This is a genomic window from Pedobacter sp. Leaf132 (assembly GCF_920984695.1).
Taxonomy (GTDB): domain Bacteria; phylum Bacteroidota; class Bacteroidia; order Sphingobacteriales; family Sphingobacteriaceae; genus Pedobacter.
Window position 1 is genome coordinate 1 of record NZ_CAKLBO010000001.1, and the last position, 15,454, is coordinate 15,454.

At 38.5% G+C, this 15,454-nt stretch carries 10 protein-coding genes, 1 tRNA gene and 1 pseudogene; 3 read left to right on the plus strand and 9 right to left on the minus strand.

From position 1 onward, the window contains the following. Positions 1–1,376: 1,376 nt before the first annotated feature. Both LUA86_RS00005 and LUA86_RS19285 read right to left on the minus strand, forming a co-directional pair. On the minus strand, positions 1,377–2,957 hold the full coding sequence (locus tag LUA86_RS00005) for a Na+/H+ antiporter (protein WP_231458493.1): 1,581 nt from the start codon (positions 2,955–2,957) through the stop codon (positions 1,377–1,379). A 27-nt stretch (positions 2,958–2,984) separates the two neighbouring features. Further along, positions 2,985–4,001 (minus strand): annotated as a pseudogene (locus LUA86_RS19285) (bestrophin family protein). Between the two features lie 422 nt (positions 4,002–4,423). On the opposite strand from LUA86_RS19285, the gene LUA86_RS00020 reads away from it, so the two are divergent. Then, positions 4,424–5,383 (plus strand): HNH endonuclease, encoded by a 960-nt coding sequence (locus tag LUA86_RS00020; RefSeq protein WP_231458495.1) that lies wholly within the window; start codon positions 4,424–4,426, stop codon positions 5,381–5,383. A gap of 193 nt (positions 5,384–5,576) precedes the next feature. Here the strand turns inward: LUA86_RS00020 and LUA86_RS00025 are convergent, their stop codons facing one another. The 6 genes from LUA86_RS00025 to metG all read right to left on the minus strand — a co-directional run bounded on the left by LUA86_RS00025 (position 5,577) and on the right by metG (position 12,574). Next, positions 5,577–8,714 carry a DUF3427 domain-containing protein gene (locus LUA86_RS00025; protein WP_231458496.1) on the minus strand — a complete coding sequence of 1,046 codons (3,138 nt, stop codon included), beginning with the start codon at positions 8,712–8,714 and terminating at the stop codon, positions 5,577–5,579. Next, on the minus strand, positions 8,711–9,097 hold the full coding sequence (locus LUA86_RS00030; protein ID WP_231458497.1) for a (deoxy)nucleoside triphosphate pyrophosphohydrolase: 387 nt from the start codon (positions 9,095–9,097) through the stop codon (positions 8,711–8,713). The genes LUA86_RS00025 and LUA86_RS00030 overlap by 4 nt, the downstream gene beginning before the upstream one ends. A gap of 574 nt (positions 9,098–9,671) precedes the next feature. Further along, a tRNA-Arg gene (locus LUA86_RS00035) sits at positions 9,672–9,743 on the minus strand. 8 nt (positions 9,744–9,751) lie between these two features. Beyond that, positions 9,752–9,991 (minus strand): GIY-YIG nuclease family protein, encoded by a 240-nt coding sequence (locus LUA86_RS00040; RefSeq protein ID WP_231458498.1) that lies wholly within the window; start codon positions 9,989–9,991, stop codon positions 9,752–9,754. Positions 9,992–10,084: 93 nt separating this feature from the next. Then, positions 10,085–10,366, minus strand: coding sequence for a GIY-YIG nuclease family protein (locus LUA86_RS00045; protein WP_255713367.1), 282 nt, complete (start codon positions 10,364–10,366; stop codon positions 10,085–10,087). A gap of 102 nt (positions 10,367–10,468) precedes the next feature. After that, a complete protein-coding gene (gene metG, locus LUA86_RS00050) occupies positions 10,469–12,574 on the minus strand; it encodes a methionine--tRNA ligase (RefSeq protein ID WP_231458499.1) in 2,106 nt (701 codons plus the stop codon). Between the two features lie 39 nt (positions 12,575–12,613). Between metG and LUA86_RS00055 the strand changes: the two genes are divergently transcribed. Together LUA86_RS00055 and LUA86_RS00060 are read left to right on the plus strand one after the other, a co-directional pair. Continuing rightward, positions 12,614–13,513, plus strand: coding sequence for an LD-carboxypeptidase (locus tag LUA86_RS00055; RefSeq protein WP_231458500.1), 900 nt, complete (start codon positions 12,614–12,616; stop codon positions 13,511–13,513). Positions 13,514–13,516: 3 nt separating this feature from the next. Continuing rightward, positions 13,517–13,924, plus strand: a complete 408-nt coding sequence (locus tag LUA86_RS00060) for a DoxX family protein (RefSeq protein WP_231458501.1) — start codon at positions 13,517–13,519, stop codon at positions 13,922–13,924. Positions 13,925–13,997: 73 nt separating this feature from the next. On the opposite strand, the gene LUA86_RS00065 is transcribed toward LUA86_RS00060, so the two are convergent. Continuing rightward, entirely contained in the window at positions 13,998–15,449 is a 1,452-nt protein-coding gene (locus tag LUA86_RS00065; protein ID WP_231458502.1) for a RagB/SusD family nutrient uptake outer membrane protein, read from the minus strand. Between the last annotated feature and the right edge of the window lie 5 nt (positions 15,450–15,454).

Consider the following 15,454-nt stretch of genomic DNA (forward strand, 5'->3'; position numbering starts at 1 on the left):
GACATCCGCCGTTCTGATTTTTTTACCCTTCCTTTCGGTTGGGAGTGCAAAGGTAAGAATCTTTTTTTAACTTCCAAATAAAATAAATTTTATTTCTTCGTCGCCTTTTTCTTCTTAATCCCTCTTTTCAATACCGCTCTTTTCAAAGCGCCACTTCCTTCCGAAGCGGGTTGCAAAAGTAGAAAACTTTTCTCAATCACCAAATTTTATTTGAAAATAATTCCGGTAACCTTATTTCATCTTTTCAACCTTTTCCCCTTCCTCCGAAGCGGGATGCAAAAGTAGGAAAATTATCCGCTTGCGCAAAGCCAGGGCCGCTTTTATTTGGATGGACAGTGGTAACTGCATGGATTTCAGGGAGAAAAATTTGAAACTTTTTTGATTCTGGTTTGTTTAGGGTGGGTTTCTGTGGTAAGTTGACTGGTTAGGGTTGCAGGTATTTGCAAGGCGTCTATCTTTCCCGCTGATGTTCGCAGATAAAATAGCGCAGATTGAATAGGATTTTAAAGCTTAATATATAAGTTTTCACCGCCTAAGGCAGTTAAGTTATTTTAAAAAATAGATTTTAAGGGAACAGTTTGTACATATAAGGAATTAAGGTCATCTACGTTGTAAGTCGGTTTTAGGTTGCTTGTGATTGCAAGGCGCCTATCGTTTCCCGCTGATGTACGCAGATTAAATATCGCAGATTGAAAAGGATTTTAAAGCTTAATGCATAAGTTTTCACCACGTAAGGCAGCTAAGGTCACTTAAGTTATTTTAAAAAAATAGATTTTAAGGGAACAGTTTGTACAAATAAGTAATTAAGGACATGTAAATAGCTGGTGTAAGCTCTATGTCTAAGTACTCGATACTATATACTATATACTAAGCATTATCGACTAAAGACTAGTTCACCATCTAAGGAATGTAAGGTCATCCAAGTAGCAAGTGTAAGCTCTATGTCTAAGTACTCGATACTTAATACTATATACTAAGCACTATCGACTTAAGACTAGTTCACCATCTAAGGAATGTAAGGTCAACCAAGTAGCGAGTGTAAGCTCTATGTCTAAGTACTCGATACTAAATACTTGATACCAGCTTCTTAACACTTGATACTAACTACTGATTGGAAAACGGACAGATGTAAAATAAACCCGGGCGGAATGGAAAACCCGCAGGGAAGCGCAGCGAACCGAGGATTTGAAATGCAGAACGGGACGAACGTTAATTGGAAAACAGGAACTTGCTTTACAAAAAAAGATATTAATTATGTTTTAACTTATAAAGCAGATAAGAACATTTAAGATGTGTGTTCTGCTATTATTTACTGATACTTAGTTATTGGTATTTAAATTTGAATATTAAGAATTGCGCATTGGTTATTGTTACTTCTAAATAATTTTTAGTCGCTCTTCTTCTAAATCTATCTGGTACAATTGCTGGCGGATAATTTCTTCGTTAATTTTTGGGTCTTTGTTTAACTCCGTAAGGTAATGCCGCTGGCTCTCTAGCATTTCTACGAAAATTGATTTGGTTTGCTCATTCATCCAACTATCATCAGCGGCTTTAGAACGCTCTTCCCATTGCTTTAATATCCTTTCGATACCAGTATGACCCTGTAATTCGTTTTCATATTTAGTTTTAAGCTGCTCATAAACATGTTGCTTTAGTCCTTGTTTCATGGCCAGCCTGGTCGAATCTTCATTTTCTTCGCTAACGAGAGCATTAAGGAAGTGCATTCTTTTAATGAAATAGGGTAGGGTTAGGCCCTGTACCAAAAGTGTAAGCAATATAACCACAAAGGTGATAAACAGAATCAGGTTGCGATAGGGGAAAGGCTGATTATTTTCCATGGTAACGGGAATGGCTAAAGCCGCAGCGAGTGATACCCCCCCCCTCATGCCCGTCCACCCGAGTAATAAAGGCATTAGCGCAAGCACCCGGCCAGAGGTTTTTGGCGCTGCACCCGGACGGAAGATTAAGGTTGCCAGCATTGCGGCATAAGAACTAATGATGCGGGCAGCCACTAAAACGCCGGTAACCAGAACGCCGTAACCAATAGCCGTACCCAAAGGAATGCCATCGGTTTTTAAACCATCTACAATTTCGGGAAGCTCTAAACCTATCAACAGGAAAACGATACCGTTTAAGATAAAAACAAAGCTTTCCCACATGCTGTAGCCCATAATGCGGCTGGCGCTGTTTAGGAAAATTAATCGCCTTGCCGACATAAATAAGCCACCGCTTACCACGGCCATTACGCCCGAACTATGCAATTGTTCTGCCACCCAATACATAAAATAGGGCTCAATAAGGGTAAGTGCAACATCAGAAGAGGCCTCGGTTGGTAAGCGTTTATGTGCTTCTACAAAAATCCACCCGAGTAGTAAGCCAATGGCGGCGCCACCAAGTACCATCCATAAAAAACTGGTTGCGGCATCTTGCCAGATAAACTGACCTGTACCTACCGCTACCAAACCAAAACGGAAGATAATAAGGGATGATGCATCATTTAAAAGACTTTCGCCCTCCAAAATCGCTGCCGTAGATTTAGGAATTTTCACAAACTTCATAATCGCACCGGTACTTACTGCATCGGGCGGAGAAACAATACCTCCCAATAAAAAGCCAAGGGCAATGGTGAAACCAGGAATATAATAATTGGCAACCAGTGCTACCGATAGTGCAGTAAAAAAAACCACCAGAAAGGCAAAACTGCCAATTATCCGCCACCATTTTTTCATCTCTTTAAAAGATATTGACCAGGCGGCCTCGAATAATAAAGGTGGAAGGAAAATAAAGAAAATAAGATTTGGATCGACCTGAACCCTTGGCATACCCGGTATGAAGCTTATGAGCAGTCCGCCAACCACCAATAAAATGGGGTAGGCGATTTTTAGTTTAACCGCCCACATGTTTAACAATACAATTATGGCAACCATCGCCAGGAAAAAAGGTAGTGTAGAATGCATTTTAAAGCAGGAATATTTTTTAAAGGTTTACATCAAAACATCATTAACAGGCTGAATTGGTTTTGGCAGTTCGGTTTCGCCTAAAATCTGTAGCATATCAATTTCGATGGTACGGCAAATAGACAGCATGGGCACATCTGTTGCTAAACCTTCGAAAGGGTTTTCAGAGTAATCGCCTATCAGTTCCATCACTACATAAATCCAACCTACAATGGTGCCGAAGGGAATCATGAGCCACACCCCTGCATCGCCCAGCTTAGCAAACTCGGCCACAATGCCCAAAGGCAATAGAAAAATGAAAATACAATTAAAAACAAAACTCAGGTTGGCATATTGACGAGGCAATGGAAACTTCTTGATACGCTCGGCCCTGCCCTGGTGATCGTAAAAATCGTTCAGCACGTTCTGCATATCTAACTGCCTGCGCATGTGTAGAAATTCTTTTGCCTCCAGTTCTGCCAGATGTTGGGCATTTAAGTTGATGATATAAGTAGCCTTATTTGCCGCATTAGCCCATTCTGCTTCTTGACCAAAATAGTTTTGCTGCTGTTTCTCACTTAAAAAATTTTGAAACTGCCCGATGCCGAAGCGTTACTGCCGTTGTGCCGCCAGGCGACCAAAAACATGTTTTAAACTTACATGCTCCCATTGGGTGGGCACAAGCAACTGCTCACGGAGGGTGTAAAGCCATGCAATGTGTTTATAAATCAGCTTTGTTTTTATGGCTTCAATTTCTGCAGGCGAATGCCCATCCTTCTGTACATAAGCATTTACCATAACTGCCCAGCTCCTTCTGCTGTTTACAATAGCACCCCAGATTTTGCGGGCTTCCCAAACCCTATCGTACGACTGGTTATTTTTAAAACCTACATAAAAAGCCACCGCGGTGCCTATTAAAGATACAGGCAACCAGGGGATAGAAATCCATTGCAAGCCAAGTTTATATAGCCAAGCGATGATAAACATGTAGGAAACCAACCACCAGAAATGATGACCTGCAAATTCTAAAAGCCCTTTAAGGGTGATGTTTTTTCTAACCAGCATGCTTTAAAAAAAAATTAATCTGAATGCTTTAGCGGAAAAACAGCTAGGAAGTGTAAAACGGTAAATGTCATCCAGATAAGAAATAAATATAATGGTTGCTATCGGGATGACAAAAAGATAGCAGGTTTTTGAATAGTTGTGCAAATATAGAATAGCTTTTTGAATATTTTAAATTGGATTTCAACATTGAATCTACAAGTTCCACAATTTCTTAATTGAGAAAGATAAGCTTCATAGCGGGCAGAAGCAATCTGTCTCAGTACATCGCTGCCTTTAAAAAGTTATAAGAGGCGTCTTAAAATTTGAAATATTGAATTATACAGGCCTATTTATCCAATGATCAGCCTTTAAAATTTGTGCATCTAAACAGGATTAAATACTTTAGCTTCAATAAAAAGAATTTAATAAAAATCCCCTAACCGTTGAGCTCGTTATTTCAAAAATACCTTATTGCCTTTGGCAGATTGAAACGCGGTGTTACAAAGTACGGTTTAGCACCACATAAGCCTGTACTTTTATTAAGCTTAATAGAGCTGATGGAAAAAGGCTTAGTTACGAATAACCAATTTGAAGTAAATGCCGATTTAGTGGCCACCTTTAAAGAAAACTGGCTTTTACTGGTGCCTACTTTACATCAACCCGATTTTACGCAACCTTTTTATTATTTACAGAGCGAGAAAGTAAATGGTCAATCCTTCTGGCTTTTACAAGCTAATTTAGGGATGCAAATTAATGCGCATGTTAAATCTGTTACCCGATTGAGCGAAATCTGTGCATTTGGTTATTTTGATGCTCCGCTATTTTTATTGATGAGCGATGCTCAAAACAGAGCAATTGCCACCAACCTATTGCTTGATATTTATTTTGCAGAAAGTAAGGCTGCCTTCAATATGGCAAAACAGCAGGGCAAAGGTTACCTACACGATCAGGAAGGTTTCGTATTAAATGAACCTGAGGCTAAATACAAAAGAGTAATTATAAATACTGAGGAAGATGTATTTGTAAGAAACGGACTGTTTAAAAAGCTGGTGCCAAAAGTTTATGCCAACCAATGCAGTTTTACAGGCATGCAGCTCAGCAGTACATTCGGGCATAGTTTTGTTGATGCCTGCCACATAGTGCCTTTCAGCTTAACCCACAATGATAAGGTGACCAATGGTCTAGCACTTTGCCCTAATCTACACCGGGCTTTTGATAGGGGATTGGTTTCCATTTCTAATGAATACAGCATTATGGTTTCTAAACACCTTATCGAAAATGATAAACATACTTACGCTTTAGGTAATTTAGCCGGGCGAAAAATACTGTTACCGAATAAACACATTCATTTTCCTGAAATTGCAGCTGTGGAGTGGCATCGGGAGCATGTTTTTAAAGGTTAAAAATTACAATGATGGAAAATACAGAAATATTCTTAGCGTCCGAACAACCAACAATTTGCCCGAAGTGTGGCGCAAGAACAGAAATTATAGAGGATAAATCAATAATGCAAAAACACCATTGCATTAATGAAGCATGTAATTATCAATTCATTTTGGAGTTTGATATTACAATATGAAAGTGGGGCAGAGCTCACTAGCCACTCACTAATTTGGCCGAATCCTTCCACAAGTAATTTGGAATAGGCTCTTGCAATTCCCATGTGATAGACATGGGTTTTGAACCTTCATATTTAATGAAATTAGCATCTCCAATAAAAACATAACCTTGGGTATTACCATATTGGTTACTTTTAGCCTCTCTTACAAAAAGCAATATCTTTTTACCTAACTTCTGGTGATTAATATAAGTTAAGCCTTTGCCACTATCACTTCTGGTTTGATTTTGAGATTGCCAGTGAAATAAGATCTCGTTAATGGCATAATCATCATATAGCGTAGTGGGAGAGAAATCCTCTTGCGACTTAGTCAGGTCTATGAAAAGTAATTCAGTATTTAAATCTTTGTTTTCTGCTACACCCTCACGATTGCTAGATTGACTTACTAAAGTACTTAATCTAAAGGCAGCTAATACTTGGTCTCTTGTATACCTAGCATGGAGTTTCAAAGGCTGTGCATAAGCTAGGTTAGTTAAATCATATTCCTCAAAATCTGTCTGGGCCAAACGATAGTTCAAATAGGAAATCATTTCTGCTACATAAGTTGCATTTCTTCCAATTTCTTCAATGCTATCAATAAGACTGCTGTCTGTAGCTTTTTGCCAAAAGTCATAGTGCAACATCAATAACATTAGTTCTTCAGTTTCGGAGAATTTTTTGCCTTTAATCACGAAATTCGCTTTGGCTAAATCAAGTAAAAAAGAAAAATAGCTATGTGAACTAGTGCTTAACCACTTATTCTTCAGCATGGCATAATATGACTTGTCGTTTAATGGATTATAGTTTGCTATTACGTTTGCTTCATCACATAGTTTAGACCAGCTATTTCTCGCGTAAATCAAATTGATATCTAGGTTATAGATGTGCAAGAAATTAGCTAAAGTTAGTGGCAAATCGGTATGTTGCGCATAACTCTTTATTTTATGGATCAGGTTTTTTCTACTCAGATTAGTAGCCCGTTTAATATTGTCTAAAATTGTCTGTTTAGCCTGCTTCTCCAAAACTATTGCACAACCCAAAGGCAAATGTGGAAAGTCGTTTTCAATTTCTTTTTGTACCGTACTGTTTGTCTTACCTATTAGCGCTCTAAACTTTCCTTCAAAATCGTATTCGGAATGGGCATTACCTACAAAATCCAATACAGTAAGCACATCCTTTCCATCATGTAATCTTAGCCCTCTTCCAAGTTGTTGCAAAAAAATAGTTAAGCTTTCTGTAGGTCTTAAAAACAATAACGTATCTATCTCTGGAATATCTATGCCTTCATTTAAAATATCCACCACAAACAAGTAGTTTATCTGCTTAGTTCGCAACTGCATCAAAGCGAGGCTACGGTTTTCGCTACTGGTATCACTAGTCAAAGCTTTAGATTTTAATCCGGCCTTATTAAATCGTTCGCTCATAAATACCGCATGGTCTTTAGATACACAAAAGCCTATCGCGATCAAATCCTCAAAATCTTTAGTGTATTGCTGTAGGTTTCTGATAATCTCACCCACACGCCTATGATTAGCGGTATACACTTTGCTCAGCTCGCTGGCTACATATCTTCCTTTTTCCCATCTTACTTGCGATAAGTCTGTACTATCAGCAATAGCAAAGTACTGAAATGGTGTAAGCAGTTTCTGGTTTAATGCCTCTGGCAAACGTATTTCTGCAGCAATATGGTTATCAAAATATGGTAAAATGCTTTCGCCGTCCATACGCTCAGGCGTGGCGGTAAGCCCTAAAAGAATTTGCGGTGTGAAATACTTAAGCGCCTTTCGATAACTATTAGCGGTAGCATGGTGTCCTTCATCTACAATAATATAATCGTAATAATCTATACTTACTTTCATCACCTCCAACTGATTGTTGAGCGTTTGTACGGAGGCAAAAACGTGTCTCTTATCAGTAAGCTCCAATCCATCCACCCAAAGTTCGGCAAAGTTGGCATCACGTAAAATATTTCTGAAAGTATGGCGGGCTTGTGTAAGTATCTCTTTTCGATGTGCAATAAAAAGAAAAGTTGCATTAGGGTTTTGCTGCCTAAACCGCCTAAAATCAAAAGCCGAGATCATGGTCTTTCCAGTACCTGTTGCCGCTACAATAAGGTTTTTAAACCTACCATGAATATGGCGTTCTACTTGTAATTTCTCCAATACCTCCAATTGGTAATGGTAGGGTTTAATATCAAAAAAGTTAATGATGCCCTCTTCTGCTTTTCCAATCCGATTGTTTTTAATGGCACCGCTAAGCTTTTCGTAATGGAATTGATCATCGTAAAGTTCAAACTCTGCATGCTGCCAGTAAGATTCGAAAGTCTTCTGAAACTTTGCAATAATATGTGGGATCTCTTTAGTCGTAATCTTTACATTCCATTCTAAGCCATCGGTTAAAGCAGACCTCGAAAAGTTGGAAGAGCCAATATATCCCGTATGAAATCCAGAATTTCTGTAAAACAGATAAGCCTTAGCGTGCAACCGCTCTTTATCTACATTGTAAGAAATCTTAATTTCCGTGTTGGGAAGTTTGGCTAATTCTCTAATCGCCTTTGCATCCGTAGCCCCCATGTAGGTGGTGGTAATTACCCTTAACTGGCCACCATTGGCCGTAAAATCTTCAAATGCGGCTTTCAAAATTACTATGGCTTTCCATTTGATAAAGGAAACCAATAGATCAATGCGATTTGCTGAAGCTATTTCTTTTTTAAGTTCGCTTTCTAAAGACAAACCTACATTGCCACCAGTAAAAAGTTCACTTTGTGTAAGTCTGGTCTGTGGAGTAATCTCCTTTAAGCGCAGGTCTAAATCACTATATTGATTGTCTATGGTGGTAAAAACGGCCTTTAGGATTGTTGCCTCAGCATCTATAATATCATCTTTGAAATCATATTGCGCTATCTCTTGCTGTAAAAGAATTATAATTTTATTCGCAATTTCAATCTGCTTAACAACATCTTTTTTAATTAAACTAAATGCCTGCTGCATGGCCGAACTTAAATGTTGGGCCAATACCCTTGAGGCTTCCTCTTTGTCTATCGGGGCGGTATTAATATAAAACGACTGCCTATCTAAGCTATTAAGCTTCGCCTTAAGTACTCCTGTAATTAACTGTTCGTATATACCTAAGTTCATTGATATAGTTCCATTAGCTCTTTCACCACGGGCACATCTGCCGCTGCCCAATCATACGCCATAAGGTTGGCTATCTTTTCCCACTTTACTTGCATGTGCTCTATGGCGTTAAGTTCACCACTCTCATACTCACAAATAAAAGGATAAAGACGCAACGAGAAATCTGAGTAGTGGTGTATAACATCCATTAAACCTTTTCCAATGCTGATTTCTAGACTTAATTCTTCTTTAATTTCCCTCGCCAGGCAAGCTGCTTTACTTTCTCCCGCCTCTACCTTTCCGCCAGGAAATTCCCATTTCAAAGGTAATATCATATTTGCGCTACGTTGCGCAATCAATACATGGTTATCCTTAAAAATGATGGCGCAAGTAACTTCTAGCATTAATTAGTTTTTGGTTTTCTAAAGTAAGATAAATTTGTGAAAAGGTAAACCCAGTATTGGATTGAAGTAAGTGAGCGCCATTCCCGAAGGCGTGCTTTATAAAACATTGTCATTAATACTTGCTTTATCTAAAATATAGAAACACTAAAATTGGCTAAGGAAATTTTAATGATGATTCGGCACGCCCGGCAGGATAAAAATTTTAAATTTATTTGGCTACTTGTCTTGATTCAACCGGGAATAAAGGAGTGAAGTATAAGCCACTCCCAACTCTCCAAATGGGATAGCGAGTCGAATTCTTTCATATCTAAAATAGCGTTGCCGAACTTTAGGGAACTGGGGGTGAAATTTAGCGCCCTGTATACATTCCCAACTTGGGAACCCGTGCCGATTTAGCTTTGGTAAAGGTGCCGCAGGCGGATTGGAGGCTTTAAGCATAAAAAATCTGAGATAGGAGATTTTCGAACAAGAAAACTGGCGAATACTTGGAATTTTGTTAGCGCTAGGCCAGTCGGTTAAGCTAAATCTAAAACATAAAGACCATCAACCTGATTGGATTGATGGTCTTTTAATGTAGCCCCGAGCAGAATCGAACTGCTATCTAAAGTTTAGGAAACTTCTATTCTATCCGTTGAACTACGGGGCCAAACCGATTTACAAAGATTTTAAAAATTCTTTACCTTTCCCAGACTTGTAATACTTTTCTTTATCTCTTGCAGCAATTCTGCCTTTAATCTGTTCTGTATAAATTAAAACCCAAGGCTTGTATCCCTTTGTAGACTTTGTTTTACCAACATTATGTTCATGTAACCGCTTTTCTACATCAGATGAAAAGCCAACATATATTCGTCCGTCTATTTCACTCTTTATTGCATAAACATAAAAAATATCCATATCTAAAGTTTAGGAAACTTCCCTGCCTGCCGCAGGTAGGTATTCCCTACCAAAGGTAGGCAAGTATCCGTTGAACTACGGGGCCAAGCTGATTTACAAAGATTTTAAAAATTCTTTACCTTTCCCAGACTTGTAATACTTTTCTTTATCTCTTGCAGCAATTTTGCCTTTAATCTGTTCTGTATAAATTAAAACCCAAGGCTTGTATCCCATTGTAGACTTTGTTTTACCAAAATTATGTTCATGTAACCGCTTTTCTACATCAGATGAAAAGCCAACATATATTCGTCCGTCTATTTCACTCTTTATTGCATAAACATAAAAATATCCATATTTAAAGTTTTGGAAACTTCCCTGCCTGCCGCAGCTAGGTATTCCCTACCAAAGGTAGGCAAGTATCCGTTGAACTACGGGGCCAAGCTGATTTACAAATTTGGATTTTAGATATAAATATTTCTACCGCAACTTCAGCCTTTTCTATCGTATTACACTACCTTCTGTAAACTGTTCTGCAGGTGCGACAAAAGTAAGTTTTCCTGCTGAATTTTCAGCCATTAAAATCATGCCTTGCGATAAAATGCCTTTAATTTCTCTAGGTGCCAGATTTACAATCATACTTACCTGTTTACCAACAATATCTTCAGGTTTATAATATTCGGCTATGCCTGATACTACGGTGCGCTCATCGATACCAGTATTTACCGTAAGCTTCAAAAGCTTTTTAGTTTTTTCTACCTTTTCGGCAGCAATAATGGTTGCTACACGTATATCCATTTTAGAAAAATCATCAAACTGGATGTTTTCTTTAGCTAGCAATGCTTGCGCTGGTACTGCATTAGCTGTTTTACTCTGGTTAAGTTTTTCAATCTGGAAGTCGATTGCTGCATCTTCAATTTTCTCAAATAAAAGTACCGCTTCATTGATGGTATGACCACGTTTAATCAATGTTGAAGAACCGGCTTCAGACCACTCCTGCCTACCATTGTTTAGCATCTTCATTAGTTTATCAGACGTGAAGGGCATAAATGGTTCAATCAAAAGCTGCAGGTTGGCACAAATTTGCAAAGAAATATTAAGAATGGTACGAACCCTGTCCTCATCCGTTTTAATTAATTTCCATGGCTCGGTTTCGGCTAAATATTTATTCCCTAAACGGGCAACATTCATCACTTCTGATAGCGCTTCTCTAAAACGATAGTTTTCGATAGACGCAGATATTTTACCCGGGAAAGTTGCCAGTTCGTCAATAACAGCCTGATCTTGCTGAGTAACCTGCATTAAGGTGGGCACAATACCATTAAAATATTTATGTGTAAGTACGGTAACACGGTTTACAAAATTCCCTAAAATTGCAACCAGTTCGTTATTGTTTCTGGCCTGAAAATCTTTCCAGGTAAAATCATTGTCTTTAGTTTCTGGTGCCGTAGCGGTTAATACATATCGCAAAACATCCTGCTTGCCTTCAAACTCTCTCAAATATTCATTTAACCAAACTGCCCAGTTTTTTGAAGTAGAGATTTTTTGTCCTTCGAGATTTAGAAACTCATTAGCAGGTACATTATCGGCTAAGGTATAATCGCCATGCGCCATTAACATTGCAGGGAAAATGATACAGTGGAATACGATATTATCCTTACCGATGAAGTGAACTAACTTTGTTTCATCGCTCTTCCAGTATTCTTCCCATCCGCATTTATCACTTTCATAATTATTGATGTAATATTCTTCAGCTTTTGGATTCCATACATCAAGCTTTGCGTAATTACAAAGTTCTTTAGTGGCAGAAATATATCCGATAGGTGCATCAAACCAAACATACAATACTTTACCCTCTGCCCCACGAACAGGTACACGGATGCCCCAATCTAAATCGCGGGTCATGGCACGGGGTTGTAAACCGGCATTTAACCAGCTCTGGCATTGGCCGTAAACATTTGGCCGCCACTCTTTATGGCTTTCTATATAAGCTCTTAAGCGTTCTTCATATTTATCGAGTGGCAAAAACCAGTTTTTAGTTTCCTTTAAAATGGGTTTATTGCCCGATAAGGTAGATTTTGGATTGATTAAATCTGTTGCATTAAGTGTTGAGCCACAGTTTTCGCATTGGTCGCCATAAGCATTTTCATTGCCACAATTCGGGCAGGTTCCGGTAATATATCTATCGGCTAAAAATTGTTTGGCCGTTTCATCGTAGTATTGTTCGGTTACTTCTTCGGTAAAAACCCCTTTATCGTAAAGCGTTTCAAAAAAATCGGCAGCCGTTTGGTGGTGTGTTGAAGATGATGTACGGTGGTAAATATCAAAAGAAACTCCAAATTCTTTAAAAGAATCGCCAATAATTTTATGGTATTTATCCACAACTTCTTGCGGCGTAATGCCTTCTCTTTTTGCCTTTAACGTTATCGGAACACCATTTTCATCAGAGCCACATACAAATTTTACATCTCTTTTGTTGGAGCGAAGGTATCTTGCATATATATCTGCCGGTATGTAAACACCCGCCAAATGACCAATATGAACCGGCCCGTTGGTGTAAGGGAGTGCTGCCGTAACCGTATATCTTTTTATTTTACTATTATCCAAAACAAATTATTTATTTTGGCAAAGATAAGTGTTTTGAACATGATAAAGCAGCCCCCATATTTAAAAAAAGGTGATAAGATTGCCATTGTTTGTCCGGCGAAGAAATTACCAAAACCAATTGACTATGCCATAGCGCTTTTAGAGCGTTGGGGCCTTGAAGTGGTAATTGGTAAAAGTGTTTATGCAGAATCGCATCAGTTTGCCGGCACAGATGAGTTGAGGGCAGCAGATATACAGCAATTTCTGGATGACAAGGAGATTAAAGCCATAATTGCCGGCAGGGGTGGTTATGGCAGCATCCGTATTATTGATGAACTGGATTTCTCTACATTCGAAAAAAGCCCGAAATGGATTATTGGCTTTAGCGACATTACGGTTTTGTTGTCTCATATATTTGCACAATATGAAACACAGTCGATGCACGCACAAATGCCTTATACATTTGAAGAGGCAACGCCAGAATCTTTGCTTTCTTTGAGAAAGGCAATTTTTGGAGAAACGCAATCCTACGAATACGAAAGTAGCTTTCAAAACAGATCTGGAGCAAGTACCGGCGTACTAATTGGCGGAAACCTTACCTTGCTTTGCTTTCTGGAGGGTTCTGCCTCTGAGATAGATTATGATGGTAAAATTCTTTTTATTGAAGATGTTGGAGAGCAGGAATATTCGATAGACAGAATGTTAAGAATGCTTAAACGGGCAGGTAAATTAGCAAAGCTTAAGGGCTTAATAATTGGTGCTTTTAATGAGATATCAGAAGAAAAGATACCATTCGGGCAAACGGCCGACGAGGTAATTTGGGATATTGTAAAAGATTACGATTATCCGGTATGTTTTAATTTCCCAAGCGGGCATATAGATAATAACTTAACAATGATAGTTGGTGCAAAAGTTAAGCTAGATGTAGAAAACAACAAAGTAAAATTTAAATATATATAAGCTATGGCGATATTAGATAATTTAGGAAAATACAGAAATACGGGTTTATTACTGCTGAGGATAGGCATAGGCATTATGTTTATTGTTCATGGTTTCCCGAAACTAGCCGGCGGACCGCAAGGTTGGGAAAGCCTGGGTGGAAGTATGAAAGTAATCGGCATTAATTTTATGCCTGTATTTTGGGGATTTATGGCAGCTGTTACCGAAACTTTTGGTGGTTTTTTATTAATTGTTGGTTTGTTTTATCGTCCTGCTTGTATTTTATTGGTTTTTACGATGATTATTGCCGCATTGGTTCATTTTGGCAAAGGCGATGGTTTAGGCGGAGCAAGCCATGCAATAGAAATGGCGATAGTATTTTTCAGTTTGATTTTTATTGGCCCGGGTAAATATAGTGTAGATAAGAAATAGGTAGATTTTTGATAAACAATAAAGGGTCGGCAAATAAATTGCCGACCCTTTATTATTTAAATGACCTTTCAGATTAATTCTGAACTATTAATTTATTGTTTTGAACTTCAGTAGCCGAAATTGGCCAAATATAGCCAGCGGTGTTAAAAGGAATGGCAGGAGCAGATCCTTGAGAGCCGCTTTTTGCCACAAATCCTAAACCTAAACGCATCACATCAGGCGAACGTAAGCCTTCACCTAATAATTCAATTCTTCTTTCTGTTAGGATTGTATTTTTAAGGTTTGCCGGCAACAAGTCAGCTGCAGGAAAAACATAACCTGGGTTTGACCGCTGCCTAACCGCTGTTAGTAATGCAATAGAACGAGTTGGGTCTGAAACTACCGTGGCTTCAGCTAAGTTTAATAAAACCTCTGCGTAACGAATTACCGGAACGTAATCTGTGTAAGGCGATGGTTTTTTAAATTTTGTTAAATAAGTGTTCGTGCCAACTGCAGTAGTCAAGGTTTTTCGGGCGTCGGTAGATGCCGCTGCGAATGCGGCGTTACTGAAGATTCCGTTAGGATTCAGAAAATATTCCTGGTTACCGCCAGCACTTTCTATATTATAATAATAAGCTAGCTGGTTTTGTGTTCCTGGCGCATCTAAATCAGTCATGGGTAAGGTTAAGAGTGCTTCTGTGCCAACGTAACTTCCTCCAAAAACTGTAGCAATATTTGACTCTAACTTATTTGCCACCCCAGTACTTGCAGAAAATGGTGCAGTAGCAGAAACAATTTTATTCGCTTCGGTAACAACAGCTGGTAAATCACCCATAGATAAATACACACGAGTTTTTAAAGCGATAGCTGTATTTCTTGATGCTCTGGTGGCTGCTAATGTTAATGCTAAATCAGGTTCAGCCTCGTTTAAATCTTTTAAGATTTGAGCATAGACTTCGGCAACAGTACTTCTTTTTAAGTCGTTACCGGTCAAATCTTTTTCGGCTCTTAATCTTAAAGGTAGACCTAAACTTGCTCCGTTATCTGTAATGAATGGCTTAGCATATAATTGTAACAGACTATAATAACTTAATGCCCTTAAAAATTTTGCCTCGGCAATATATTGTTTGGCTTGAGCAGATGTTATTAAGGATGCATTGGCTGTTACACCTTCTATCACAAGATTAGCTCTATTAATGGCAGCATATGCAGATCCCCAAAGGTTATTTACCTCACTTGTATTTGAGGTTACATTAAAGCGCCAGGTATCTAAATTGGTTACTCCATTAGGTTTGTTTACAATGAATTCTTCGCCTCTGATGTCGTTATATATCAAAAATCGACCGCCATAGAAGTTGCCAGATTTCACACCTGCATAAACGCCATTTACCTGAGATAGTATACGTGCAGGTGTAGAAAACGCATCCTCAATCGGTAGCGTTGTATCTGGTGAGGTATTTAAAAAATCTTTTTTGCATGACGTAGCAAACAAGATAGGCGCCGCAATAAAAAGATACTTTATTTTATTATTTAATTTAATTTTCATGATCT

Coding starts and splice junctions, on each gene's coding strand:
- LUA86_RS00005 (WP_231458493.1), bottom strand. CDS start 2,957: ATGCATTCTACACTACCTTTTTTCCTGGCGATGGTTGCCATAATTGTA.
- LUA86_RS00025 (WP_231458496.1), bottom strand. CDS start 8,714: ATGAACTTAGGTATATACGAACAGTTAATTACAGGAGTACTTAAGGCG.
- LUA86_RS00030 (WP_231458497.1), bottom strand. CDS start 9,097: ATGCTAGAAGTTACTTGCGCCATCATTTTTAAGGATAACCATGTATTG.
- LUA86_RS00040 (WP_231458498.1), bottom strand. CDS start 9,991: ATGGATATTTTTTATGTTTATGCAATAAAGAGTGAAATAGACGGACGA.
- LUA86_RS00055 (WP_231458500.1), top strand. CDS start 12,614: ATGATAAAGCAGCCCCCATATTTAAAAAAAGGTGATAAGATTGCCATT.
- LUA86_RS00060 (WP_231458501.1), top strand. CDS start 13,517: ATGGCGATATTAGATAATTTAGGAAAATACAGAAATACGGGTTTATTA.
- LUA86_RS00065 (WP_231458502.1), bottom strand. CDS start 15,449: ATGAAAATTAAATTAAATAATAAAATAAAGTATCTTTTTATTGCGGCG.